The 24,517-nt window shown below is 55.6% G+C and carries 25 protein-coding genes; 5 read left to right on the top strand and 20 right to left on the bottom strand.

Annotation, left to right across the window (positions count from 1 at the left end; all coding sequences use genetic code 11):
* Positions 1–43 precede the first annotated feature (43 nt).
* The 17 genes from EDF73_RS21635 to EDF73_RS21715 all read right to left on the bottom strand — a co-directional run bounded on the left by EDF73_RS21635 (position 44) and on the right by EDF73_RS21715 (position 17,502).
* Positions 44–409, bottom strand: coding sequence for a roadblock/LC7 domain-containing protein (locus EDF73_RS21635; protein WP_132731106.1), 366 nt, complete (start codon positions 407–409; stop codon positions 44–46).
* Positions 410–440: 31 nt separating this feature from the next.
* Positions 441–902 carry a hypothetical protein gene (locus tag EDF73_RS21640; RefSeq protein ID WP_132731107.1) on the bottom strand — a complete coding sequence of 154 codons (462 nt, stop codon included), beginning with the start codon at positions 900–902 and terminating at the stop codon, positions 441–443.
* A 35-nt stretch (positions 903–937) separates the two neighbouring features.
* Entirely contained in the window at positions 938–2,239 is a 1,302-nt protein-coding gene (locus EDF73_RS21645; protein WP_132731108.1) for a tetratricopeptide repeat protein, read from the bottom strand.
* Entirely contained in the window at positions 2,227–3,072 is an 846-nt protein-coding gene (locus EDF73_RS21650) for a type II secretion system F family protein (RefSeq protein WP_132731109.1), read from the bottom strand. The genes EDF73_RS21645 and EDF73_RS21650 overlap by 13 nt, the downstream gene beginning before the upstream one ends.
* 7 nt (positions 3,073–3,079) lie before the next feature.
* Positions 3,080–3,985, bottom strand: a complete 906-nt coding sequence (locus EDF73_RS21655; RefSeq protein ID WP_132731110.1) for a type II secretion system F family protein — start codon at positions 3,983–3,985, stop codon at positions 3,080–3,082.
* The gene (locus tag EDF73_RS21660) at positions 3,982–5,271 is read right to left on the bottom strand and encodes a CpaF family protein (RefSeq protein ID WP_132731111.1); all 1,290 of its coding nucleotides are present in this window, start codon (positions 5,269–5,271) and stop codon (positions 3,982–3,984) included. The genes EDF73_RS21655 and EDF73_RS21660 overlap by 4 nt, the downstream gene beginning before the upstream one ends.
* 56 nt (positions 5,272–5,327) lie before the next feature.
* On the bottom strand, positions 5,328–6,467 hold the full coding sequence (locus EDF73_RS21665; RefSeq protein WP_132731112.1) for a hypothetical protein: 1,140 nt from the start codon (positions 6,465–6,467) through the stop codon (positions 5,328–5,330).
* A gap of 35 nt (positions 6,468–6,502) precedes the next feature.
* A complete protein-coding gene (locus tag EDF73_RS21670) occupies positions 6,503–7,903 on the bottom strand; it encodes a pilus assembly protein N-terminal domain-containing protein (RefSeq protein WP_132731113.1) in 1,401 nt (466 codons plus the stop codon).
* Between the two features lie 66 nt (positions 7,904–7,969).
* A complete protein-coding gene (locus EDF73_RS21675) occupies positions 7,970–8,842 on the bottom strand; it encodes a hypothetical protein (RefSeq protein WP_032687570.1) in 873 nt (290 codons plus the stop codon).
* Between the two features lie 105 nt (positions 8,843–8,947).
* Complete coding sequence (locus EDF73_RS21680) at positions 8,948–9,205, bottom strand: Flp family type IVb pilin (RefSeq protein WP_050460892.1); 258 nt, start codon at positions 9,203–9,205, stop codon at positions 8,948–8,950.
* A gap of 872 nt (positions 9,206–10,077) precedes the next feature.
* A complete protein-coding gene (urtE, locus tag EDF73_RS21685) occupies positions 10,078–10,776 on the bottom strand; it encodes an urea ABC transporter ATP-binding subunit UrtE (protein WP_132468062.1) in 699 nt (232 codons plus the stop codon).
* A gap of 9 nt (positions 10,777–10,785) precedes the next feature.
* Complete coding sequence (urtD, locus tag EDF73_RS21690) at positions 10,786–11,583, bottom strand: urea ABC transporter ATP-binding protein UrtD (RefSeq protein ID WP_132731114.1); 798 nt, start codon at positions 11,581–11,583, stop codon at positions 10,786–10,788.
* On the bottom strand, positions 11,583–12,656 hold the full coding sequence (gene urtC / locus EDF73_RS21695) for an urea ABC transporter permease subunit UrtC (RefSeq protein WP_132731115.1): 1,074 nt from the start codon (positions 12,654–12,656) through the stop codon (positions 11,583–11,585). The genes urtD and urtC overlap by 1 nt, the downstream gene beginning before the upstream one ends.
* The gene (gene urtB / locus EDF73_RS21700) at positions 12,656–14,221 is read right to left on the bottom strand and encodes an urea ABC transporter permease subunit UrtB (RefSeq protein WP_132731116.1); all 1,566 of its coding nucleotides are present in this window, start codon (positions 14,219–14,221) and stop codon (positions 12,656–12,658) included. The genes urtC and urtB overlap by 1 nt, the downstream gene beginning before the upstream one ends.
* Before the next feature lie 142 nt (positions 14,222–14,363).
* Positions 14,364–15,635 (bottom strand): urea ABC transporter substrate-binding protein, encoded by a 1,272-nt coding sequence (gene urtA / locus EDF73_RS21705; RefSeq protein WP_132731117.1) that lies wholly within the window; start codon positions 15,633–15,635, stop codon positions 14,364–14,366.
* Positions 15,636–15,810: 175 nt separating this feature from the next.
* Positions 15,811–16,914: a cobalamin-independent methionine synthase II family protein gene (locus EDF73_RS21710; protein WP_132731118.1), complete on the bottom strand. Its 1,104-nt coding sequence runs from the start codon at positions 16,912–16,914 to the stop codon at positions 15,811–15,813.
* A gap of 195 nt (positions 16,915–17,109) precedes the next feature.
* Entirely contained in the window at positions 17,110–17,502 is a 393-nt protein-coding gene (locus EDF73_RS21715) for a rhodanese-like domain-containing protein (RefSeq protein ID WP_132731119.1), read from the bottom strand.
* Positions 17,503–17,570: 68 nt separating this feature from the next.
* Between EDF73_RS21715 and ftrA the strand changes: the two genes are divergently transcribed.
* The gene (gene ftrA / locus EDF73_RS21720) at positions 17,571–18,605 is read left to right on the top strand and encodes a transcriptional regulator FtrA (RefSeq protein WP_132731189.1); all 1,035 of its coding nucleotides are present in this window, start codon (positions 17,571–17,573) and stop codon (positions 18,603–18,605) included.
* A gap of 219 nt (positions 18,606–18,824) precedes the next feature.
* Positions 18,825–18,920 (top strand): protein MgtS, encoded by a 96-nt coding sequence (gene mgtS / locus EDF73_RS21725; RefSeq protein ID WP_004102377.1) that lies wholly within the window; start codon positions 18,825–18,827, stop codon positions 18,918–18,920.
* 318 nt (positions 18,921–19,238) lie between these two features.
* Here mgtS and EDF73_RS21730 read toward each other — a convergent pair whose 3' ends face one another.
* Together EDF73_RS21730 and EDF73_RS21735 are read right to left on the bottom strand one after the other, a co-directional pair.
* Positions 19,239–19,706: an Hsp20 family protein gene (locus tag EDF73_RS21730; protein ID WP_132731120.1), complete on the bottom strand. Its 468-nt coding sequence runs from the start codon at positions 19,704–19,706 to the stop codon at positions 19,239–19,241.
* Positions 19,707–20,105: 399 nt separating this feature from the next.
* Positions 20,106–21,044 carry an omptin family outer membrane protease gene (locus EDF73_RS21735; protein ID WP_132731190.1) on the bottom strand — a complete coding sequence of 313 codons (939 nt, stop codon included), beginning with the start codon at positions 21,042–21,044 and terminating at the stop codon, positions 20,106–20,108.
* Between the two features lie 339 nt (positions 21,045–21,383).
* Between EDF73_RS21735 and EDF73_RS21740 the strand changes: the two genes are divergently transcribed.
* Positions 21,384–21,626 carry a DinI family protein gene (locus EDF73_RS21740; protein ID WP_132731121.1) on the top strand — a complete coding sequence of 81 codons (243 nt, stop codon included), beginning with the start codon at positions 21,384–21,386 and terminating at the stop codon, positions 21,624–21,626.
* Between the two features lie 236 nt (positions 21,627–21,862).
* Here the strand turns inward: EDF73_RS21740 and blc are convergent, their stop codons facing one another.
* On the bottom strand, positions 21,863–22,387 hold the full coding sequence (blc, locus tag EDF73_RS21745; protein WP_132731122.1) for an outer membrane lipoprotein Blc: 525 nt from the start codon (positions 22,385–22,387) through the stop codon (positions 21,863–21,865).
* 118 nt (positions 22,388–22,505) lie between these two features.
* Here blc and EDF73_RS21750 point away from each other — a divergent pair, with 118 nt between their 5' ends.
* Positions 22,506–23,234, top strand: a complete 729-nt coding sequence (locus tag EDF73_RS21750; RefSeq protein WP_132731123.1) for a MerR family transcriptional regulator — start codon at positions 22,506–22,508, stop codon at positions 23,232–23,234.
* 259 nt (positions 23,235–23,493) lie between these two features.
* A complete protein-coding gene (locus EDF73_RS21755) occupies positions 23,494–24,453 on the top strand; it encodes a DUF523 and DUF1722 domain-containing protein (RefSeq protein WP_132731124.1) in 960 nt (319 codons plus the stop codon).
* Positions 24,454–24,517 lie beyond the last annotated feature (64 nt).

Genomic DNA, 24,517 nt, shown 5'->3' on the forward strand with positions numbered 1-24,517 from the left:
CCGAACCTTATCTCCTCCGCCCGCTTGGCGCAGGCGGAGCGACTTATAAAATGACGATCGCCTCTTCGACATCCGTCACTTTGCGTCTGGCCAGCGCCAGATTGCCATTGCGGCGATCGAGAATGGTATAAACGAACACGCCGTCCACCGCCTTCACCGGCCGCAGTATGTGATACTGCTTGCCCAGCGTAATCAGGATGTCTTCCACCTCATCCCCGCTGGCCATTAACTTCAGCATCTTGATATTGGCGCGCAGGACATCGGTAATGGCCGCCGCGGCAATTTCGATATCCAGACCGGCGGAACCCACGCCGTGCAACAGCATGCCATTACGCGCATCCACCAGCGCGGCACCCAGCGCGCCATCGAGGTTGACCAGCCCATCCAGCAACTTTTCCATTTCAGCCATTATTTTCTCCTGTGGTTTTATCCCGTTATGATTAATCTGTGACTTTCAGGTCATGAAGAACTTCTTTAACATTTGCCAGTAAGATATTGTCGATAGAGAGCCCTTCGACTTTCAGTTTTAATATCTGGCACCACGGCTTCATGCCCGGCGTATAGCAGCTGACCACCGCATGAACCTCTGAGGTTAAACAGAGTTCTTCATTGATGGCCGCATGCAGCGTATATTTATCGCCGGCGCGGAAACGTTCGGTACCGGGCGGCGCAAACTCATGGATAATAATCGGCGAATATTCCCGCAGCGCGGCAATCTCAGAGAGTGATTTCTCCCAGTTAAGCACGGCCGGAATAATACTTTCACCGCTCTCCCACGGCCGGGATAGCGACGTATCCGGCCTGGTGCGGTAGCCGCGCAGCACGCCGTCCGCGCCAATCATCAGATGCGAAACGCCCGCCGGTACCTGCACCAGCAGATTCTGGTATTCATAAATTTTCATAATAATGATTTCCGTATAAAAACAGGCTACGCGGTTCAGCCATAATAAATATCAAATATCAGTCGTTCCCCGGGGACCCTGTTGGCGGCCAGGCGGAATACTTTCGTTTTTGCCAGCGAATGGGTGAATTCAAACTCGATTAAAACAGCATCCGTCTGATTCTGATAAAACGTCAATTTGCTGATGTTAGGGTATTCTCTGGGAATATCATTAGCCGCCCGCAGCAACGCGGGCCCCAGTCTGACATTGTGTAATTCAAAAATACGCTTATTTTTATCCGCGCTGGGCAGCTCGCGGAAATTAATCGCCTGCCGCGACTCCAGGGTCATGCGGAAATAGCCGGGATGACGCCCGGAGCGAACCGCAGAAACGTCTTTCAGACCGCGGGTTAACGACAGGGAGGCCTTTTCCGGCAGCCCTGCCGGCTTCGCCGTCGGCTGATTATCCAGCAGCCGGGCGATCTCATCCTCAGCGGGGACCGGCGTAGCTTGGGCGACAGTCGTGCGCACCAACGGCAGCGCTACGCCGGCCTGCGCGGCAGTCTTCATCGGCAGCGCAGCGCTTTTCGCTATCGACAGCGGAGCCGGAGCCGAGGGCGCAGCGGACCGCACCTGCGGACGCGGATTCACTTTCGCCAGGGCTTCCATCAGCCCTTCGCTACGGTCGGCCATCTTTTCCTGCTGCAGGATACTTTCGGCAGCATTGAAATCCTGGAGCTTCACCAGCACGTAGACGAGGTTATGCAGAACTTTCTGGCTCGCATGCCCCCTGCCATAGAGAGAAAAAAGATAATCTCGGGCAGTGGCGTAATCGTTTTGCATGATGGCCAGCATCGCCAGATTGTTAATCACGATATCGTCATCAACAAAGCGCTGCCGCGCTTGATTAAACGCCCGGGCGGCGCCGGTAAAATCGCCATCCTGCGCCAACAGGATACCCTGCATATTCCAGGCTTCACCGCTTTTAGGGTTCTGCCCGATCACACGGGAGACCACCGCCTGCGCTTCGCTATAACTCCCGAGCTCCATTAGATTTTTACTTGCCAGCAATAACGCCCGCTCATCAGGATTGTTAGCGATGAGCGGCTGCAGATACTGGCGGGAAGAGTCGAAATCTTCCGCCAGATAATAGTATTCCGCCAGCCGGTAACGGGTATCCTGATCTTCCTTGCGGCTGAGCTTTTCACGGTAGAGCTTGATCAAGCCGTTATAGTTATTGACCTTACTGAGAATATATTCACGCTGACTATCATTCAGTTCGCCGCTGCCGGTTTGATTCTGGCAGCCGCTCAGCACAAAGAGCGCCAGAAACGCCGCACGATAGATTAATTTGACCACATTGACACCATCCCTATAAACCCCGGTCCCGCAACGATGACCAACAGTGGAAACATGATGAAAGCGATCATCGGCAACGTCATTTTTGCCGACAGGCTGGCCACCTTCTCCTCCGTATTCAGCAGCTGCAGCTCGCGCATCTCTTTAGAGAGATCGATCAGTACCTGATATATCGAAGAGCCGTATTTAATACTCTGCTGTAAGGTCGAGCACAGCATTCTGACTTCGGTCCCCGGCACCTCCTCATAGAGCTGCTCGAGGGCGGCGTTAATACCGTTCACCTCCGTTTTGAGCATCGCCCTGTCGAACAGGGTGGCGATATTGGGATTAATGGCATAGGTATTATCGGCGATATAGCGTAAGGCTTTTTCAATGGTCATTCCGGACTGTACGCAAACCGCCAGCATATCGATAACAAACGGCAGGTCGTCAGAAATCCTTTTCATATGCTTTTTAATAGTCATTTCCTTTACCAGATTCGGTAACAAAATAACCACCACCACACAGGCTAAAATGCAGAGAAATAGAACCTCGCGGGAAAATATATATATCCCGGACGTATCAATTAACACCAGCAGTAGCGTCGCGCCGACGACGGTTAACGTTTTAGCGACAATATTTTTATCCAGCATCGCGGTCCAGGAGACCAGCCGACTGGTTTTCCTCATTATCCGCTCAACCGGCGTCGTATTATCCTGCGGGGTAAAAGCGTACTGCTGGCTACTCTGCTCCAGCAGGTGATAAAGACGCTCCCGGCGCCGTTTCAACAGCCAGACCCGCGTTAACCCTCCGGCGCCCAAAACCAGCAGCGTCAGCGCAATAATATAAAACATATGCCACCTATATTTTATTCATCATCATCCAGACAATCAGCAGACCCAGCAGAATGCTGCAAATGGCGTAATAGAGCATCAGCTGGCCCGTCGGGTGGTGCAGTAAAATGTCGAAATTAGCCGGCGACTGATATTTCAGGAAGAAAAAGAAAAAAATGGGAATAGCCGTCAGGATCTTAATCGACATGCGGACTTCCGACGTCATGGCATACTTTTTCTTCTCCAGCACCCGGGCGTTCGAGATCAGCGAACCAAGACGCGACATCACCTCTTTGACCTGCCCCCCGCCTTTCATGTTCAGCTGTACGGTAATGATGAAAAAGTAGTATTCACTAAACGGCAGGCGCCGCCACGAGGCCATAAAAACGTTTTCCGCATCTTCACCAATTTCCAGACGCTGCGCTATCTGTCGGAATTCATCGCCGAGCGCGCCGTCAATCTTTTGCCCGCACTGCTCTATCCCCTGAATAACGGAGTTGCCGGCGCGGATGGAGCTGTTAATAATATTCAACGCCTCCGAAAACTGAGCATCAAATTGCAGGCGCATTTTTTTCTTGCTGTTGAGATACAGACCATACAGGGTCAGCGCAAAGCATGCCGGATGGATAATGACCGGACTCAGGTTCAGGTAATTCTGGTTAACGTACAGGCTGGCGGCCTGGACCAGCAGCAGAATCAGCCCGTGGCGCAAGGCGATACTGCGCTGTTTGCCCAGCAAATGAAGACACATATCGCCCATAACGCGCGATAACCAGCCGCCCAGCGGGTGACGCAGCAGTCGCCTCGTCATCTCCACCCGATTGCGGGCAGCATCTGCCTGCTGCAAACGCTGCATGCGCTTCTGCTGGCGATACCACAGCCCCAGCTGGATAACCCCTGCCAGCAGCAGAAAGCTAAAAATGATCATCATCATGGCATCCGGTTCCCGAACAGTTGTTTTAAAGGTTCAAGCAGGCCATGCACCAGCGCCTGGCGGTAAACCGCCGAACGCTGCAGCAGCCCAAAACAGGTGAACGTTCCCTGAATCTTCCCGTACTCGTTGCGATCCGCTTCGGCGCCGAAGCTGAAGATGTCCTGCAGGATAATATTGTCCCCTTCCATGCCCATCACCTCGGCGATATTGATAACCTTGCGCGAACCATCCGGCAGGCGCGATACCTGGACGATGATGTTGACCGCCGAGGCGATATTGCGGCGTATAGCCGCCAGCGGCAGCGAGGCGCTGGACATCATGATCATGCTTTCCAGACGCGCCAGCGCGTCGCGCGGCGAGTTGGCGTGCAGGGTGGACATTGAACCGTCGTGACCGGTGTTCATGGCCTGCAGCATCTCAAACGCCTCCTCGCCGCGGCATTCGCCGACGATGATCCGGTCCGGGCGCATACGCAGCGCGTTCACCACCAGATGGCGCATATTCACCACGCCCTGGTTTTCTGAACCGGCCATCCGCGTCTCAAGACGAACCACGTGCGGCTGCTGCAAACGCAGCTCCGCGGCATCCTCCAGGGTTAGCACCCGTTCGTCTTCATTGATGTATTGCGACATCGCGTTAAGCAGCGTGGTCTTCCCCGACCCCGTCCCCCCGGAGACGATAATGTTGACCCGGCAGCGGCTGGCGATGACCAAAAAATTAGCCATCATTTCGTTCATGCTGCCGTACTCCACCAGGTCCGCCAGCGATTTCTTTCCCTTGCCAAACTTACGAATGGAGATCGACGCGCCGTCCAGCGCCACCGGCGCAATCACCACGTTCAGACGGCTGCCGTCCGGCATCCTTGCGTCCACCAGCGGCTGGGAATCATCCACCCGACGCCCCACTCTGGACACCAGCCGCCGGGCGATATCGGTGAGCTGATCGTTATTGAGAAAATGTTTATCAACCTGTTCAAGTTTGCCGAAGCGCTCGACAAAAATGCGATCCGGACCATTAACCAAAATATCGCTGATGGTGTCGTCTTCCATTAATTCCCGCAGCGGGCCGTAGCCGGTGATCTCATCGGTAACCAGCTCACACAGATCGTGGCTGGCGCGGGTGGATAAATACCTGCCGCTGCTATTTACCTGCCGCGTAATCACCTCACTGATTTCACGAAACAACGCCTCGCGGTCGTGACGCAGCGCGTCAACCCGTTCTAAATCGACGCTCTTCAGCACCTGCTCGCGAAAATAGAGCAGTGATTCAAAGCTCTCCGTATCCATCGCTTTCGTTATCCTTAAAAGTTATGTCCCCGCCGTGCGGCGAAGTCCGCCATCCGCTATGATTTACGGTCGGGACGTAATGTGAATAACGATGAAAATAACCTCCTCTTTGCCGCCTCAGCTTCGGCTTTACCCAGCAGGCTCTGCGCGGCAAAACGCCAGAGCGGGGTGGCCGACAGCGGCTGGTTTTTCTTAACGTTCCACGGATTGATCACCGCCAGCGGGCACCCCAGATACTGCTCAATATCGTCATTGTGCAGCTCATCGCCGTGCGCGGGGTGATTCTCATTGAGACAGATGAAGACCCGCAGCTCTTTGCCGCCGCGCGACAGGTCAACGCGCTGTTTCTCATCCAGCAGATACTTCGCCACCCGCAGCGCGCTTAGATCGCGGTTGACCACCAGAATCAAGGTGCTGGAGTGCGTAAAGACCGTCTCAAGATGCTCATAGGGTTGGGCGTAGACGCCGTGATCGAACATCACCAGATTGAAAGGATTAAAGTGACTATCCTCATAGGTCCAGGCAGCATCCAGCGGTTCAATTCGCGCGGATTGATGGGGCCCCATCGCCGTGATCGCCCCGTCTCTGGGCAACGTGCGGGAGGTCATTAAATCAAGATCCCGGCTGCCGCTGGCGCCCTGCACCAGCAGAGACGGGATCGATGTCTGCATACCGATGGCCTGAAACAGCTGCCAGGCTACGGTAGTGGTGCCCGCGCCGCCTTTACAGCCCAGCAGGCTGATTTTCATCATGCTACGCGGCGCCAGCACGCTGTCAGGCTGCTGAAGCTGCCCGGCCAGCTGCGCCAGCTGGGACTGGATATGCAGGTAGCAGACGCCGGCGCTCATCAGCGCCTGAGCGAAAGCGATGGAATCGTTGTGGCCTAAAAAGACCTGACGTGCGCTGGCAGGAATCAGCAGCGTAGCCGTTTCACATATCAGCGTGACGTCATTGCAGTTGCCGATATCAATAATCACCGTCGCGGCGCCGCGTAAAATGCTGTCGTCCTGCAGCGCAAAAAAATCCAACGGGTGGCTAATAATGTTATTAAAGTTATTGATTAATAACAAACTGCTAATATCAGAGAGCATCTCTTTATCGGGGGAGATGACCATAATTGACTGCCCGGCCCCCTTTTTCGCTTTATGCGCGACTTCTGGCTCGCTTTTCTTTTTGGCATCCGAAAACAACTTCATCTTTCACTCCAGAATATTTTAATGACGCGAGGCGGTTAGCGGGCAAAGCCGCCCTGTTCCAGAAAGCGTCCGGCATCACTATTTAAACGCTCTTCGCGCATTTTCTGGTCGACACCGACGTTGAAGAACAGTTTTTCCACCGAGCTGCGGTGAAAGGACGGCAACGACATCTTGCGGGCCGCCGCTTCTGGCTGCGGCTTCACCAGATTCACCGTGGCGAAGACCACCAGTTCGCTTTTGCTTCTTTCGGTCATCGAGCTGCGGGCCAGCGCCCCCAGAACCGGGATATCGCCGATAAACGGCACTTTGGTGAGCGACTCTTTATCCGCCTCGCTTAATAAGCCGCCGATGACGAAGCTGTCGCCATCCGCCAGCTCGATGGTTGAGCTGGAACGTCGGGTGCGCATGGTGGGGATCTGATAGTCGTTATAGGCGTATGAGCCGGTGACGCTGCTTAACTCATTGGAGACATACAGGCGTATCTTCTGCCGTTTTTCGACCTTAGCGGTGATATTCAGGCGAATACCGTACTCTTTATACTGCACGGTGACCGAGTCCTGATCTTTCACCATAATCGGAATTTCGCCGCCCACCAGGAAGCTGGCGGACTCTCCGGAAAGCACGGTGAGGTTCGGCTGCGCCAGCACCCGGGCGATAGCGTCATTTTTGACGGCGTTAATCAGGGTGCTGATATTTCCGGCGTCAAAACCGCGGCGGAAGCCGAGCAAATTGAACATCCCGGGGCTGTTCACGCTGCTGCCGCTGCTGATAATGCTGTCCAGCGTCAGGCTGCTCCACTCGATGCCCAGGTTATCGGTAAACTCTTTGCTGACCTCCACCACGGTCAGCTTGACGTTGACCTGGTTCGAGGACGGGAGTTGTAAGCGGTTAATCACGTTGTCATAGACTTTGGCGACCGCAAAACGGGTGTTTTCACTGCTGTCGCTGCCGCCGTTGCTTTTCCCGCCGCCATCTCCGGATCCCACCAGGCTGCCGACCAGCTGATAGACCCCGTCGCGGGTCTCTTCATCGGGCACCGTGCCGCTCAGGATCCACGTGGCTTTATCGGCATTCTGGAAGCGTTTCACCTCCACCGTATTGCCGGGGTATTCACGCGCCACGCGCTGGCGAATGTCGCTCAGAAAAGGGTCAACATCCACGCTGAGATTCATCAGGATTTTCGCCTGCGCGCCATAGACCACCAGTTCGGTGCTGCCCAGCTTGCGGGCATACAGCACGATATTTTTATCGTTGACGATTTTGTAATCGGCAACGGTCGGGTCTGACACAAACACCGTATTAACGGCGCTGCCAAAGCGCAGCGTTTTCGATTGCCCGGGTTTGAGATTGACCACCTCAGCCTTCACCCCCAGGGAAAACGCGCAAAACACCAGCAGCACAAACAGCCTTTTAATGCAGAACAAACGTTGAGTCATGTTTTAAAATATCCCTGTATCCGGGGTTCCATGGTGCATATAAGCCGCCCGAGGTCAGGCGACGGTTTAACCTCGCAGCTCGTTAATTTCGCTGGCGAGCTTTGCAGGAACGGGAGGTAGATTAAAAATCACATCGTCACTGACCGGCCATGTCGCCTCCAGCGATGGGAGCGCAATGGTCGATTTCCCCTCCGGGGAGGTTGCCGCCGGGAACAGGAGAACATTCGCCAGCTCGCCACCCAGCCCTTTCAGCATCTTGACCTCGCGGTCCTGCAACTCCACGACCAGCTGGCTACCCTTTTCCACCACGCTGACGCCGTTATTGACCACCGTTTTGGCCGGGCGAATCGCCAGCACCCGCTTATTGCCCATCAGCGGTTTCAGACGGTTATAAAGCTGATTTTTTTCCCGGGACTGGTCGGCGCCCACTTCCAGGGTATCTTCATGTTTGGGGTATATCCGGCGATAGGAGAGATAAATATCCACGCCCTGCCCGGCCTTGACGTTGTTTAATAAATAGTTGTCTGATTTATTCAGCTCGAAGGTGTAGAGAATATTTCCCGGCTGTAAAAACAGGGTCAGGTATTCATTGCTGCCCGGTTCCGCCAGTAACCCCGGCAAAATCCATGAATTCGCCGACACCGCGCTTTTTAACGCCCAGTTATCGAGGCTTTTACCGACGAGATTAAACTGGACGTCGCTACTACCGACCTCAACCGTGACAGTTTTAATCTGAAAGTCCCCGGCCCGTAATACCGTGCTGGCGTCTAAATCTCGGGCGGCCACCGCCACGCTGATGGTCTGCTGCGGTTTTTTTTCTGGCTGGCTGGCCTGCGGAAGGGCCGCCGGGTGGGATTGGTTAAAATAGAAAAACAGCCCCAGAATACCGACAACGATCATCACCACATAAACCAGCAGACCGCCTCTTTTCATATTCATTGTTTTCCACTTTGCGTTGACAGTAACCATGTATCCGGAATTCACAAATACGGACATCGCGTCCTGCTATGCCCGTATTAAAACCATTAATGAGCGTGCAAAGACTTATGGCGCAGGGGTACCGCCACCGCCAAGTTGCATAGAGCTATTAACCTTAGTTTCGATATTATCAAAAATCCCATCCAACAATTTTTCTACGGTTCCATCCGCACCGAAGATAGTGGCGACAACGGCGGCCACGCCAGCGATGACAATCGCGTACTCAACGGCGGTGACGCCTTTTTCATTACGTTTGAAATCATGAATGCATCCAGCGACACAGGTATAAGCAGCCAGATACTTGTCATAAACACGATTTAGCATTACCAGTTTCCTTATTTAACCATCATTCAATATTTAAATTTATATGTCGCCCAAAATATATTCACAGAAAGAATTAATCTTTCGCTCATTGATATTCTCCGGGCGACAGAAGAATAGCCTGATAATTCTGTCGGCAGCTAATATTTATAATCGATCGATTTCATCTTAGTTAATAGCCAAAAACTATCACTTAACAATTAACGATCGTTATGACCGATCATTAATGACAAGAAAAGAAGATAAAAGGAGTACTAATCGTTTATAAATCAGGCATTCGTGGCAGTGCTTTTCAGCGTAACGTTGCCACAGCGAAGTATTATTCTCACCGCGTGCTTTCATAATAAATAAACAACTCAACAACCATTTTATTCGATAAAAATCAACATTCAGTATTTAGCGCTGGTTTCGCTGTTAAATTCGCAGCTTAACTATCTTTTCTCACAACAGCGAAGTGGTTTATCTCTTACAATATATGGCGAATATCGATACCCAGCACACATATAAACAACAAATCATTAAAACACTGAAAATTCCTAAAATAACTCACAATAACTGCCCACCCGCCTTCTTTAATTAACCGAAAGAACGATATCAGGCAGGGTAAAATAATATAAGAGAACTAAAAGACAGGATAGAAACCTGGTTTATTCCGGAGGCGCGCGAGGTAACGGTGGCGCAAAAACAGCGCCGTCATCAGCGGAGTCATCTTAGAGAAAGCAGATAGATAAGCAGATTGCACGACGGAAAATGAAATATTCTGGACTTTGCTCTTATTACAGAATAAATGGCGAACAGATACCGGTTCATCATGAGGCATCTCAGCGGCACACGGGCTGTGCCGCAAGCGGCAAAGCCCGTAGCTTTCCGGCGTTTTAGATTGTCACCATGCCGCGCACCCCTTCCGCTTCCATATCCGCGCCCTTTCCCTGCTGAATAATCGCCCCGCGCGACATCACCAGATAGCGGTCCGCCAGCTCGGCGGCAAAATCGTAGAACTGCTCGACCAGCAGAATCGCCATATCGCCACGGTTCGCCAGCTGACGAATCACCTCGCCAATCTCTTTGATCACCGAGGGCTGAATACCTTCCGTGGGCTCATCAAGAATCAGCAACTGCGGGCGGCTGGCCAGCGCGCGGCCAATAGCCAGCTGCTGCTGCTGGCCGCCGGAGAGATCGCCGCCGCGGCGCTGCTTCATAGTTTTCAGTACCGGAAATAGCTGGTAAATCTCCTCCGGTACCTGGCTGGCCTCTTTGGCCGGAAAACGCGACAGGCCCATCAGCAGGTTCTCTTCCACCGTCAGACGGGGAAAGATCTCACGCCCTTGCGGGACGTAGGCGATCCCGGCCTGGACGCGCTGGTGGGGTTTACGCTGGGTGATCGGTTTATCCTGCCAGATGACCTCGCCGCTGCGCGCCGGCAGCAGCCCCATCAGGCACTTCAGTAAAGTGGTTTTCCCCACTCCGTTGCGCCCCAGCAGGCAGGTAATTTCCCCCTGCCGAGCCGCAAAGTTCACCCCGCGCAGAATATGGCTGCCGCCATAATATTGATGTAACTCATTAACCTGTAGCATCCGCGCTCCTTAACGCCCGAGATAAACTTCAATCACCTGCTCGTTGGCCTGCACCTCGCGCAGCGAACCCTCCGCCAGCACCTGCCCCTGATGCAGCACCGTCACCCGGTCGGCGATGGTTTCAACAAAGCCCATATCGTGTTCCACCACCATCAGGGAGTGCTGTCCGGCAAGGGTACGAAACAGCTCGGCGGTGTACTCGGTTTCGGCATCGGTCATCCCGGCGGCAGGTTCGTCCAGCAGCAGCAGATGCGGCTCCTGCACCAGCAGCATGCCGATCTCGAGAAACTGCTTTTGCCCGTGCGAAAGCAGCCCCGCCGGCCGGGCGCGTTCGGCATCCAGCCGCAGCAGGCGCAGGATTTCGCTGATGCGATCCTCCTGCTCGCCGTTCAGCCGCGCCCGCAGGCTGGCCCAGACCGATTTATCGCCTTTCAGCGCCAGTTCGAGGTTTTCCGCCACGCTGAGCGCTTCAAACACCGTCGGCTTCTGAAATTTACGCCCGATCCCCTGGCGGGAGATGGCGATGGGGTCCAGCGCGATTAAATCTATCGACTGGTCGTACAACGCCCGGCCGCTCTGCGGGCGAGTTTTGCCGGTGATCACATCCATCAGGGTGGTTTTCCCGGCGCCGTTCGGCCCGATCACGCACCGCAGTTCGCCAACGCCAATCTCCAGCGAGAGGTCCGTCAGCGCCTGAAAACCGTCGAAATTAACGTTGATCTTCTCCAGTTGCAGCACCGGGTCGGTCTGCTCGCGAAAGCGGTCCGTCGGCTGCTGGCGGGTAAACAAACCTTCATCCGGTTGCATCAGCGGTCTCCTTTGCGCAGCAGGCCGATCACCCCGCGCGGTAAAAATAGCGTGACGATGATAAAAATCAGCCCGAGGAACAGTTGCCAGTACTCCGGCATGGCGACGGTAAACAGGCTCTTCGCGCCGTTGACCAGACCGGCGCCCAGCACCGGGCCGATTAAGGTGCCGCGACCGCCGAGCGCCACCCAGATTGCCGCTTCGATCGAGTTAGTCGGCGACATCTCGCTGGGGTTGATGATCCCGACCTGCGGGACGTACAGCGCCCCCGCCAGCCCGCACAGCACCGCCGACAGCGTCCACACCAGCAGCTTGAACCCGCGCGGGTCGTAACCGCAGAACATCAGACGGTTCTCCGCGTCGCGCACCGCGGTTAAAATACGGCCAAATTTACTCTTCGCCAGCAGATAGCCGATCCATAACGTCAGCAACAGCAGCAGCACCGTCGCCATAAACAGCGCCGCGCGGGTGCTGGTGGCGGTGATGGAAAAGCCGAGCAGCGTGGTGAATCCGGTAAAACCGTTGTTACCGCCAAAGCCGGTTTCGTTACGGAAGAAGAGCAGCATCCCGGCATAGGTCAATGCCTGGGTCATGATGGAGAAATAGACCCCTTTGATTTTCGAGCGAAAGGCAAACCAGCCGAACACCAGCGCCAGCAGCCCCGGCACCAGCACCACCAGCAGCATCGCCCAGGCAAAATGTTGCGTCCCCCACCAGAACCACGGCAGCGCATCCCATGACAGAAAAGACATAAACGCCGGCAGGCCGTCCCCCGCCGCCTGGCGCATCAGATACATCCCCATCGCATAGCCGCCGAGGGCGAAGAAAATTCCGTGGCCCAGCGACAGCATCCCGGCGTAGCCCCAGACCAGGTCCAGCGCCACCGCCACGATGGCATAGCAGAGGATTTTTCCGGTGAGGGTCAACAGCCAGCTCGAGACCGCCAGCGGATGCGACTGCGGCAGCAGCGCCAGAAACGGCATACTTAACAACCCCAGCACCAGGAGTACGCCGAGCCATTGCAGCGGTCGCGGCGCCTTACGCGCCAATGTTAAGGTAATTGGTTGGCTCATCAGTCAATAACCCTCCCTTTTAAGGCAAACAGGCCCTGCGGACGTTTCTGAATAAACAGGATGATCAGCACCAGGATCAGGATCTTGCCCAATACCGCTCCCAGCTGCGGTTCGAGGATTTTATTGAAGATGCCGAGGCCAAAGGCGGCCACCACGCTCCCCGCCAGCTGGCCAACGCCGCCGAGCACCACCACCAGGAAGGAGTCGATAATATAGCCCTGGCCGAGTTCCGGCCCGACGTTGCCAAGCTGCGACAGCGCCACGCCCCCCAGCCCGGCGATCCCGGAACCGAGGCCAAACGCCAGCATATCCACGCGCCCGGTCGGCACGCCGCAGCAGGCCGCCATCGCCCGGTTCTGCGTCACCGCCCGCACGTTCATCCCCAGTCGGGTTTTATTCAGAATCAGCCAGGTAAAGAACAGCACCAGCAGCACGAATCCCAGTACCGCCAGGCGGTTCCACGGCAGGATCAGGTTCGGCAGAACCTGCAGGCCGCCGGAGAGCCACGCCGGGTTCGCCACTTCAAGGTTCTGAGCGCCGAACAGCATGCGCACCAGCTGGATCAGCATCAGGCTGATGCCCCATGTCGCCAGCAAGGTCTCGAGCGGACGACCATAAAGGTGGCGGATAATGGTGCGCTCGAGCGCCATGCCGATACCGCCGGTAACCAAAAATGCCACCGGCAGCGCAATCAGCGGATAAAAAGCCAGCCACTGCGGCGCCAGCTGGGCGAGCGCCTGCTGCACCAGCCAGCAGCTGTAGGCGCCGATCATCAGCATTTCGCCATGCGCCATATTGATCACCCCCAGCAGCCCGTAGGTAATGGCCAGCCCCAGCGCCGCCAGCAGCAGCACCGAACCCAGCGATAGCCCCATAAAAGCCTGACCGAGAATATCGCCGAGCAGCAGGCGCTGTTTAATCTGGCTCAGACTTTTCGCCGCCGCCTCGCGCACCCGGGCATCGGGCTCATGGTGCAGATCGGTATAGGGGATCAGCAGAGCCTGGGTTTCCGGGTCCACCGAGTGCCCGAGTCGTTCAACGGCGGCCAGCCGCCGGGCGCTGTCCGGACTGGCAAGCTGCAGACGGGCCAGCGCAATTTCCAGCTGGCTTTTGACCCCCTCGTCGGTTTCTACCGTCAGCCGTTGCTGCAATAGTCCGTCCATTTCCGGGGTGGCTTCCCGCTGCAATGTTTTCGCCGCCGCCGCCCTTTCAGTGACACTGTCACTGACCAGCAGATGCGTCGCCAGCGCGCCGGCGACCAGATTACGCAAGCGGTTGGTGAGACGCACCGGTTTTGTGCTGCCCTGTGGCGCCGGGGCGGCCCCCAGCGCCTGCTGCTGGCTGAAGGCGTGGCCGCCTTCGTCCGCCACCAGGGTTTCCGCTTTCAGCGCCCGCAGCAGCGGCAGCCGCTGCGCGTCCGGCGCGGCGGCCCACTGCTCCAGCAGGCGCGCCTGCTGAGTGCGGTTGGCCGCCACAAAATCATCCGCGTCCGCTGCCTGCGCCCGCCACGGCACTATCAACACCAGTAGCGCGAGGTAATAACCCAACATGCGCCATGTGCTCATGAGTCTCTCCTTGTGTGTGTCATCTCCCCGTTAACGCTGACGAAGATAGCGCGGGGATCCGGGACATCCCCGGTCGCGCTGACCGGGGCTACGGTGATGCAGCCCGGGCAAGGCGCTCACGCCGCGCCCGGGAGAGATGCGCTTAATTGGCGGCGGTTTTCACCGGATGATCGGGCTTCTTATCGTTACCGGCGATCCACGGACTCCACGGCTGGGCACGTACCGGCTCATCGGTCTGCCAGACGACGTTAAACTGGCCGTTGCCTTCAATTTCACCAATCATCACCGGCTTATGCAGATGGTGGTTGGTGGCGTCCATCGTCAGGGTGAAACCTGACGGCGCGTTGAAGGTTTGCCCGGCCATCGCATCCCGCACCTTATCAACATCCGTGGTACCGGCTTTGGTCACCGCCTGGGCCCACATATGCAGCCCCACCCAGGTCGCTTCCATCGGATCGTTGGTCACCACGGTGTCGGCGTTCGGCAGCTTATGGGCTTTGGCATAGGCGCGATAGTCGGCAACGAACTGTTTATTCGTCGGGTTATCAACCGATTCAAAGTAGTTCCACGCCGCAAGGTTGCCTACCAGCGGTTTGGTATCGATACCGCGCAGCTCCTCTTCGCCCACCGAGAAGGCCACGACCGGCACATCGGTCGCCTTCAGGCCCTGGTTTGCCAGCTCTTTATAGAACGGCACGTTGGAATCGCCGTTGATGGTGGAGACCACCGCGGTTTTGCCGCCGGCCGAGAATTTCTTAATATTGGCGACGATAGTCTGGTAGTCGCTGTAGCCGAAGGGGGTGTACACCTCTTCGATATCTTTATCCTGAATCCCTTTCGCATGCAGGAAAGCGCGCAGGATCTTATTGGTGGTACGCGGATAGACATAGTCGGTGCCCAGCAGGAAGAAACGCTTCGCCCCGCCGCCATCTTCGCTCAGCAGATATTCCACCGCCGGGATCGCCTGCTGGTTGGGTGCCGCGCCGGTGTAAAAGACGTTCGGCGACATCTCTTCGCCTTCATACTGCACCGGATAGAACAGCAGGCCGTTGAGCTCTTCAAATACCGGCAGGACCGACTTGCGCGAGACCGACGTCCAGCAGCCAAAAACCGCCGCCACTTTGTCCTGGGTCAGCAGCTGACGCGCCTTTTCCGCGAACAGCGGCCAGTTTGACGCCGGGTCGACCACCACCGGTTCGAGTTTTTTCCCCAGCACGCCGCCGCTGGCGTTAATGTCGTCAATCGCCATCAGCGCAACGTCTTTCAACGGCGTTTCGGAGATCGCCATCGTCCCGGAGAGCGAATGCATAATGCCGACCTTAATGGTGTCGGCGGCGTAAACCTGGAACGAGTAGCCCATGCTGATGACAGAGGCGGAGAGTGCGAAAGCTTTTAATAATGTTCGACGCTGCATGATTCACTCCTGAATATCGCAAAAACAAAAAATGAATTAACGACTAGCCGGAAGTGATAAGGCAAAAACGGTGCCAGGTTGTCTGGCGGCGGGAAGGCGCGGCGTGGCGCAGGAGAGAAAATACCGGCAGGCAGCGTTGCCTCAAAAAGGTGCAACGCTGCGCTATGAAGAGCGGTTACCAGACCTGGGCGGCGATCCCGGTGACCAGGCGGACTTTATCCCACTGCTGGGCTTCGGTCAGGGCGTTACCTTCTTCCGTCGAGGCAAAGCCGCACTGCGGGCTGAGGCAGATCTGCTGCAGCGAGACATATTGCGCCGCCTCCTGCAGACGCGCTTTCACCCCCTGCGGGTTTTCCAGTTCGCCGTTTTTAGTGGTGATCAGTCCCAGCACCACCTGCTGCTTGCCCGGGCGGATAAAGCGCAGCGGCGCGAAGTCGCCGGAGCGGTCGTTATCATATTCCAGGAAGAAGGCATCGACGTTAACGCCGCCGAACAAGACTTCCGCCACCGGCTCGTAACCCCCTTCCGAGATCCAGGTGGAGCGGAAGTTACCGCGACAGACGTGCAGGCCGATGGTTAAATCATCCGGCTTCCCTTCCAGAGCCTTATTCAGCACCCGGGCATAGGTCCGCGCCAGCTCGTCCGGGTCGTCGCCGCGTTCGCGTACCTGCTGGCGCTGCTCATCGGAACACAGATAGGCCCAGACGGTATCGTCCAGCTGCAGGTAGCGGCAACCGGCATCGTAGAAGGCGCGGATCGCATCGCGCCAGGTGGTCGCCAGATCGTCGAAATAGTCCGTCAGATCCGGGTAAACCGTGGCGTCAATATCTTTGCGCCCGCCGCGGAAGTGCAGCACGCTTGGGCTCGGGATGGTCATTTTCGGCTGGGCGTCGCCGCTGATGCTTTTCAGGTAGCGGAAATCTTCCAGCATCGGGTGATCGCCAAAGGCCAGCCTCCCGGTGACGCGAATGCCGTGGGCTTTCGTCTGCACGCCGTTGAACTGGATGCCTTTATCGGAATCGTAGCGCTCTACGCCCTGTAAACCATCAAAGAAATCAAAGTGCCACCACGCGCGGCGAAACTCGCCATCGGTGACCACGTGCAGGCCGCAGTCGCACTGCTGCTGTACCAACTGGCGGATCGCCTCATTTTCGATCTGCCGCAGCTGCTGCGCATCGATGGCGCCTTCGGCCAGCTGCTGGCGCGCGAGTTTGATCGCATCCGGACGTAAAAAACTGCCGACGATATCCGCGCGGAACGGGGCCTGTTGACGTTGCATGGGGTCTCCTTAGCGGGAAGCAGGGTTAGTTGCCTACCGTGATAGTTCATTATTTGAATATTTGGACTTCTGGATGTCTATATGTCCAGATACTGGCATGCGGCGGCGCGGTCAGCAAACGAGAATAATTCATGGGATGTGAAATAAATTCATGTAGCGATCGGCTCGCCCGCGGCAAACCGATCGCTTGTCGGCTTATTCGGCGAACGGCAGCCCCTCATCCTGCCAGCCGGTCAGACCGCCCAGCATTATTTTCACCGGTCGCCCCAGCCCGGCCAGTTTTAAAGCGGCGATGTCCGCGCCGTTGCAATGCGGCCCCGCGCAGTAAACCACGAACAGCGTTTCTTGCGGCCAGTGCGCCAATCTGGCGGCATCGATCTGGCGATGGGGCAGATGCAGCGCCCCGGGGAGATGGCGTCGGGCAAAGGTTTCCGCGCTACCGACAACGTGCAGCAGAACAAAATCGACCTCGCCGTCGCGCATTGCGCTATAGACATCCGCGCAGTCGGTTTCAAAACTCAGTTTTTGCCGAAACCACGCGGCGGCTTGATTTGCAGCGGCGGGGGCAAATGCGGTTACAACACTCATGGCGTATTCTCCTTGTCTGTGGTACCACTAATTTACTGAATCCGCTGACCTCTCATCTGCCGACAACCATGACAGAAAACGCTGAAATCCTGACAAACCACTCCGTGACGGTGTCACAAAAAGGCCACCGCGTCGTTGCCCTGGCCTATGACGGCTTATGTACTTTTGAGTTTGGTATTGCGGTGGAGGTCTTCGGCCTGCCCCGCCCGGAGATGGGCGAGCGCTGGTATCGGTTCGCGGTAGCCGCGGTGGATGGGGGCGAGCTGCGGGCCACCGGCGGGATCAGCCTGGTGACCGATGGCGGTATGGATTTGCTTAGTGAAGCAGACACCATTGTGGTGCCCGGCTGGCGCGGGATTGACTCCCCGGTTCCCGCCGCCCTGTGCGCCGCGTTAATCGCGGCCCATGCCCGCGGCTGCCGGATTATTTCCATCTGCTCCGGCGTATTTGTGCTGGCGGCGGCGGGGTTACTCAATGGCCGCCGGGCGACAACCCACTGGCGCTATACCGACCAGCTGCGCCAGCGCTTTCCAGGGGTCGAGGTGGTCGCCGATGTACTGTATGTCGGCGCAGACGGAGTGATGACCTCCGCAGGCAGCGCCGCCGGGATCGATTTATGCCTGCATCTGGTACGCGAAGATTATGGCATTGAGGCCGCGAATACGGTAGCCCGACGCCTGGTGGTTTCCCCTCACCGCGATGGCGCGCAGGCGCAGCAGGTTGTCCGCCCCGTCGCTCAGGCGCGGGAAAGCCAGCGGCTGGGGCTGGTGTTCGATTTTCTGCACCAGCACCTTGCCGCCAGCCATACCGTGGCGTCTCTGGCCCAGCGGGCGGGAATGAGTCCGCGCACCTTTTTACGCCGCTTTCAGGCCGCTACCGGCAAAACCCCTGCCCGCTGGCTGCTGGATGAACGCCTGCAGCGCGCGAGACAGCATCTTACCCACAGCCGCATCAGCGTGGAGAAAATCGCCGAACTCAGCGGTTTTGCCGATGCCAGCACCCTGCGGCACCACTTTCGCCAGCAGTTCGCCCTCAGCCCGTCGCAGTACCGGAAGCAGTTTTCCAGCACCGCGGTTGAAAAAACATCGCCAACCGCGCGGTAGCGTTGCTGGCCGAAAAACCCATGCCGCGATTCTGGTCGTCTGGCCGCACCATGCCCGTCGGTTGCCGTACGGTCCCTGGTGATTCTTTATTTACAGATGAAAAAGTTTACCTTGTTAATTAATTGTTTAGATTGACCTGGTTATGATTCATTCAACAACCGTAAACCCTGTTCAATAAGGACGACTTAGCGCACACCAAAAAACTCATGGAGGTTAATCATGCTGGGAAATATGCATGTATTCATGGCAGTACTGGGAACGATTCTGTTCTTTGGTTTTCTTGCCGCGTATCTAAGCCATAAATGGGATGACTGATGAACGACGATAATCCCCACCCGTAAGCGCCCCCTGCTGCTGATTGCACCAGGGGGCGTTCTGCTTTTGGCTTCCTGATCGTGCCGTTATGTCTCGCGTGTAGATACAATAGCCCACCGTTCGGCCTGCCGTCCCGATTTCAACGAAGATCTTCTGCACCCTCTCAGGGACATAAACAATATCCCGAAAAATCACTAAAAAAGAATGCTGCGTTTTTGCGGGGTACTTACAGTTATATGTCGCCAGTCAGGTCATGAGCCCTCTACGAAAAAGGCCCGCAAAGGCGGGCCTGGTGCAGATCAACTCACAGCGTATAGATCAAACTTTATGCTCTATCACTCTGTGATTATTTTCAATGGCGATTTTATGTGGTTTTTCGCTCTCCGGTATCTCCTGATGAATCGAGATTTGTAAGAGTCCATTCTCCAGCTTCGCGCTTTTGATTTTAGCGTGCTCAGGCAGTGAGAAGCTCAGATTAAAATCCGCACGGTGTATTCCTTTATATATCCAGTCCTGGTTATTCTGCGACTCATTCTCAGAACGTTTACCCGATATATGCAGGTTACCACCGACGGTCTCTATTTCGAGCTCATCATCTTTCCAGCCAGCCACACTTACACTCAAAAGATAGTTGCTCTCGTCCACTCTTTTCAGGTCATAAGCAGGAAGAGTCCCAACTGGCGAATCACCCGTTAACTGACTAAACAACCTGTCGATACGATTAAAGCGGTCTGAAAAAATTGAATCAGCAAATACAGGGAGTGCTGACAAGGTTCTGAGTGCCATAATTAACCTCCTGAATTTCAATTCAAAAGCTCAACATAGAGGCAAGCATTGCTTGTCCGTAAAATAAAATAATACCTTCGCGAAAATTTTCAAGGTCTGCATTGAAAATTTTCTACTGCCAACAATGCCGGGGTATCCGGGAGCACGTTAACCTGCACGTAGCAAGGAAAACGCCATCAGCCGCTCAAAAAACGATTTGCAGTTTCCACGTCAGGTGGTTTCAGTGACACCAGGCGCGCTGAACACCTCAACGTCTTTTCATCGCGGGTAGCTGGCGTCGAACTGATATCACGTCCTGGGACGTCCGTCAGGTAATGTTGTTTACACCGACATACAAAACATAAAGCCCCATAAGGGGCTTTATGTTCAACAGCAGGTATCCCGACGAGCGATAACGACTTAGAATCGATATTGCAGACCAGCTGTAATGGTATAGTTTTTATTTGAAATGCCAGCAGCGTCGCCACCAATTGAGCCCGACTCGCCACTGTTGGTATCAATAATCTGAGTGCCGCCCTTGCCTTCTTCATATTTGCTGTATGTGAATTCGGCAAAAACTTTGGCATCAGGCGTGACGTAATATCCGGCATCAATCGACGTACCGTAATAACGCGAATTAGTTGCTTTCTCACGGAAGGTCAGATCCCGCATATAGTGTTCATCGTTATCATGTGCCCGGACCCAATCACTGAATTTGAACAAGGCATTAAATTCAAAATCATTAATACGATACTGACCCGCAAGACCGATGTATGGCATCGAGAACCGCTGACTGTAACCAATCCCCCGCTCACCGGTTGGGAAATTGCCAGTGGAAGCACCGTTATCATAGTTGTAAGAACCACCGGTCGCCGTCCAGCTGAAACGTGTTTCCTGATAACCTGCGATTACACCCGCTTTATAGCGTTGGTCCTGGAATATCCAGCCTTTGACATTGAGATCGTATTCATTGGCATAATTGACATTCGTGCTGGGGTGGGATGAGTGGTCTGTCCATCCCGACTGGTTGTCATTCATCCAGTCGTAATCATCCATATGACCGGATCCTGAAGCCAGAGAGGTCCAGCCGCGAGCGTTCAGCGTCAGAAAGGAGTACGCATCCCAGGAGATGTCGCCTTTCAGAATGGCAACATTCTTTATTTTCCAGTCTAGCTGACTGATTTTTCTACCTGTATCCGCGTCATAAACCATCTCATGAGATTTCCCACTGAGCACCCCTGCGGAGGTCGATACAGTAAAACTTTCCGCAGAGAAATTCGGGACAAACTGCGTTGACTCCGCATAAACCGTTCCGGAAAGAGCGGCCATCATCATTACTGCAACAGTACTTTTTTTCATTTTTCTTCCCATAATCAAAAGATCATCCATAAGTTGCAACTGAAGTTTAAATCTCATGCAAATGTGAGGCAACTGTCAATTTTTGTAATTATTTTTTTCAGAATTTAGATCCTGGTGGATTCGCCCAACAGTAGAATGAAGACCAAAGTTAAAAGAGCGGTTCGGTTCGCGCTAAGCCAGAATTTTGTTTTTTCTTGCCCTGCCGTCCATATAGCCTCCCGGAGATCAGCAAAGGCGAGCATCACAGCATCCCATCTATGCACACACTCAGGACATCGCTTGACACTGTACATGGATACAGTATAAGTACCTCCAGCGATTATCTTAAGGAGATGACGGATGTTTGTAGAACTGATTTATGACAAGCGCAATTTTGAGGGGCTGACCGGGGCGAAAGAGACGATTGCGGCGGAATTAACAAAACGCATTCAGCGGATCTTTCCTGATGCCGATGTGCGCGTGAAACCCATGATGACCCTCCCCGCCATCAATACGGATGCCAGCAAGCACGAAAAAGAACAGATCAGCCGCACGGTCCAGGAGATGTTCGAAGAGGCGGATATGTGGTTGGCGGCGGAGTGAGGGAAATTGCCGCGGCGATGTCGCTGGTGTGCGGTTCCCTCCGCCATCGGGCAAAACAGAGGCGAACAAAATAGGATGACGGCAGAGTGCCCATGCGCAGCCGGCGCGCTGAAACCAGACTCGGCTTCCTGAGGTTGCAGGAAGCGCTTCATTTATCGCCCCCTGAACGTTGGAATGGCCGGGCAGCGGGTATTCGGTAACCGGGTTGCCAGCGCCTGGACCTCCCCGGCAGGATGTTACTGTTTTATCCACACCAGCCGATCGACCCGGAAGCCCAGCGCGCGGGCGGCTTGAAGGTAATCCTGTTTCACCGTTTCTGGAATGGTGGGCGTACGCGCGAGGAGCCACAGATAGTCGCGGTCAGGGCCGCTGACCAGCGCGTACTGATAGTCCTCATCAAGCTTGATCACGTTATAGCCACCATAAAATGGGCCAAAGAACGAGACCTTCAGCGCCGCGATGCTGGGCGCGCCGGTGAAGTACGCTTTCCCCTGGCTCTCTTGCCACTGATTTTTCAGCGGATCATAACCACGATTGAGTACCCCGATGCCCCCGTCGCTACGCGTGCTGTAGGTGGCGGTCACCTGCTCAAGCCCGCGTTCGAAGCGGTTTTCCAGGCGGGCGATTTCGTACCATTTGCCCAGATAGCGGCGGCCATCAAAGCCTGCGATCGGCTGCACGCCCTTCGGCGGCGTGGGGGACTTACAGGCAACCAGGGCCAACGCGACGGCCACACCGGTTACCACGGGCCATACTTTCATGAAAACTCCTTCTATCTGCGCAGCAGGGAATAACGTGTCGTGCAGCGATCCAGCACTTCATTCAACCCACAATTATTCGTAGTATATTGGGTATCTCTTTTGTCATCAGGTGTACCCCATGTCTTACTCCATCGGTGAATTTTCCCGGCTGTGCGGGATAAACGCGACCACGCTTCGCGCCTGGCAGCGGCGTTACGGCCTGCTCCAACCGAAGCGTACCGATGGCGGGCACCGCCTGTACAGTGACGACGATGTGCAACAGGCGCTCAAAATTCTCGACTGGGTGAAAAAAGGGGTCGCCATCAGCCAGGTTAAGACCCTGCTGGCTCGCCCCGGCGCGCGTCGCAACGACAACTGGTTCACCCTGCAGGAGAACATGCTCCAGCGGCTGAAAGAGGGAAAAATCACCGCCCTGCGCCAGCTGATTTACGACTCCGGCCGCGAATATCCTCGTGCTGAACTGGTTACGGAGGTGTTGCGCCCGCTGCGCAGCCAGGTGTCGGCAAATATTCCGGCAATGATGACCCTGCGTGAAATTCTCGACGGCGTTATCATCGCCTATACCGCATTTTGCCTTGAAGGCGATAAAAAAGCGCCGGGCGATAACTCTCTGCTTACGGGCTGGCACCTCAGCGACCCTTGTGAAATCTGGCTTGAAGCGCTCAAGCGCACCGGTCAGGGGCATCGTATCGACGTCCTTGCGATGCCGCCCGCCACCCTGGCGCCGGAAATCTTCCCGGATCGCAACTGGCTGCTGGTCAGCAGCGGCAAACTCACCGTCGCGCGCAAAAAGCAGATCGCACGTTGGCAGCAGCAGGTTGTTTCCCTCGAGGTCATCACTTTATAACCCCGTCAATGTCCCCACCGGGCCGCCAGCCGCTAATGTTTTGGCGGCCGCTTTTTCATCCCCTTGCAAAAAACACAAAATAGTCTGTACAGAACAAAAAACGTAACCTGCTGAATCACAGCACTAATAAAAAACATACTCGCCCATACATGGACAAACTTCAATACTTGTGTAAGTTTTAATTAGACGAAGATACCACCTCGATCTGCGCCTGGCGGCGGCAGGTCGCATTCTTCTTAACAGCAAAGAGGCTCGCATCATGAAGACTCAACCAACGATCGGGATCAGTGGATGTTTAACCGGTTCGGCAGTGCGCTTTGACGGCGGGCATAAACGCATGGGCTTCGTCATGGATGCGCTGGCGCAGTGGGTGACCTTTAAGCCCGTCTGCCCGGAGATGGCCATCGGCCTGCCCGTTCCCCGCCCGGCCCTGCGCCTGGTTCAGACCACCGATGGCCATACACGGCTGCGCTTTAGTCAGATGCCGCACGACGATATAACGGAAAAAATGACCGAATTCACCGCGTCGTCTCTCCCCGGGTTGAGCAATCTGTCAGGTTTTATCGTCTGCGCCAAATCACCGAGCTGCGGTATGGAGCGGGTGCGGCTGTACGATGAAAACGGTAACCGCGGGCGCAAAGAAGGAAGTGGCCTCTTTACGCGGGCGTTGCTGGAAAAATATCCCTGGCTGCCCGTTGAAGAGGATGGTCGTCTGCACGATCCGCTGCTGCGGGAAAGCTTTATCGAGCGCGTCTTCGCCCTGCACGCCTTGAACACCGTGCGGGCGCAAGGTCTCACCCGCCGCGCGCTGCTGAATTTCCACAGCCAGTACAAACTGCAACTGCTGGCGCACCACCAGGCGGGCTATCGGGAAATCGGCCCGTTCGTGGCTTCGCTGCACAAATGGCAAGACCTTGAGGCTTTCTTCGTGGCTTACCGCGAAAAACTGATGGCCATTCTGAAGCAACCCGCCTCGCGGAAAAATCATACCAACGTGCTGATGCACATTCAGGGCTACTTCCGCCACCAGCTGACCCCCCGTCAGCGCGGCGAGCTTCGCGACGTTATTCTGCATTATCGCGCCGGCCTGCTGCCGATACTCGCCCCCCTCACGCTGCTGAAACACTATCTGGCTGAACACCCGGATCGCTACCTGCAAACGCAAAACTATCTTAACCCTTATCCGGAGTCTTTAGGCCTGCGCCTGGCCGTCAGCTGAATGCATATGCTGACAAGCGTCCACACCCCGGCCGTCACGCCTTATCGCTGAGGTGGCGGCCAGC

The organism is Klebsiella sp. BIGb0138 (assembly GCF_004342285.1).
Lineage (GTDB): Bacteria > Pseudomonadota > Gammaproteobacteria > Enterobacterales > Enterobacteriaceae > Klebsiella.

Bases quoted from the DNA above. Each gene is read 5' to 3' on its own strand.
- EDF73_RS21735 (WP_132731190.1), bottom strand. From the start codon at position 21,044: ATGAAAAAAAGTACTGTTGCAGTAATGATGATGGCCGCTCTTTCCGGA.
- EDF73_RS21750 (WP_132731123.1), top strand. From the start codon at position 22,506: ATGTCTTACTCCATCGGTGAATTTTCCCGGCTGTGCGGGATAAACGCG.
- EDF73_RS21680 (WP_050460892.1), bottom strand. From the start codon at position 9,205: ATGCTAAATCGTGTTTATGACAAGTATCTGGCTGCTTATACCTGTGTC.
- EDF73_RS21660 (WP_132731111.1), bottom strand. From the start codon at position 5,271: ATGGATACGGAGAGCTTTGAATCACTGCTCTATTTTCGCGAGCAGGTG.
- EDF73_RS21650 (WP_132731109.1), bottom strand. From the start codon at position 3,072: ATGTTTTATATTATTGCGCTGACGCTGCTGGTTTTGGGCGCCGGAGGG.
- EDF73_RS21740 (WP_132731121.1), top strand. From the start codon at position 21,384: ATGTTTGTAGAACTGATTTATGACAAGCGCAATTTTGAGGGGCTGACC.
- EDF73_RS21670 (WP_132731113.1), bottom strand. From the start codon at position 7,903: ATGACTCAACGTTTGTTCTGCATTAAAAGGCTGTTTGTGCTGCTGGTG.
- urtC (WP_132731115.1), bottom strand. From the start codon at position 12,656: ATGAGCCAACCAATTACCTTAACATTGGCGCGTAAGGCGCCGCGACCG.
- urtE (WP_132468062.1), bottom strand. From the start codon at position 10,776: ATGCTACAGGTTAATGAGTTACATCAATATTATGGCGGCAGCCATATT.
- urtD (WP_132731114.1), bottom strand. From the start codon at position 11,583: ATGCAACCGGATGAAGGTTTGTTTACCCGCCAGCAGCCGACGGACCGC.
- EDF73_RS21715 (WP_132731119.1), bottom strand. From the start codon at position 17,502: ATGAGTGTTGTAACCGCATTTGCCCCCGCCGCTGCAAATCAAGCCGCC.
- mgtS (WP_004102377.1), top strand. From the start codon at position 18,825: ATGCTGGGAAATATGCATGTATTCATGGCAGTACTGGGAACGATTCTG.
- urtA (WP_132731117.1), bottom strand. From the start codon at position 15,635: ATGCAGCGTCGAACATTATTAAAAGCTTTCGCACTCTCCGCCTCTGTC.
- EDF73_RS21635 (WP_132731106.1), bottom strand. From the start codon at position 409: ATGGCTGAAATGGAAAAGTTGCTGGATGGGCTGGTCAACCTCGATGGC.
- EDF73_RS21655 (WP_132731110.1), bottom strand. From the start codon at position 3,985: ATGATGATGATCATTTTTAGCTTTCTGCTGCTGGCAGGGGTTATCCAG.
- ftrA (WP_132731189.1), top strand. From the start codon at position 17,571: ATGACAGAAAACGCTGAAATCCTGACAAACCACTCCGTGACGGTGTCA.
- urtB (WP_132731116.1), bottom strand. From the start codon at position 14,221: ATGAGCACATGGCGCATGTTGGGTTATTACCTCGCGCTACTGGTGTTG.
- EDF73_RS21730 (WP_132731120.1), bottom strand. From the start codon at position 19,706: ATGGCACTCAGAACCTTGTCAGCACTCCCTGTATTTGCTGATTCAATT.
- EDF73_RS21755 (WP_132731124.1), top strand. From the start codon at position 23,494: ATGAAGACTCAACCAACGATCGGGATCAGTGGATGTTTAACCGGTTCG.
- EDF73_RS21710 (WP_132731118.1), bottom strand. From the start codon at position 16,914: ATGCAACGTCAACAGGCCCCGTTCCGCGCGGATATCGTCGGCAGTTTT.
- EDF73_RS21640 (WP_132731107.1), bottom strand. From the start codon at position 902: ATGAAAATTTATGAATACCAGAATCTGCTGGTGCAGGTACCGGCGGGC.
- EDF73_RS21675 (WP_032687570.1), bottom strand. From the start codon at position 8,842: ATGAATATGAAAAGAGGCGGTCTGCTGGTTTATGTGGTGATGATCGTT.
- blc (WP_132731122.1), bottom strand. From the start codon at position 22,387: ATGAAAGTATGGCCCGTGGTAACCGGTGTGGCCGTCGCGTTGGCCCTG.
- EDF73_RS21665 (WP_132731112.1), bottom strand. From the start codon at position 6,467: ATGAAGTTGTTTTCGGATGCCAAAAAGAAAAGCGAGCCAGAAGTCGCG.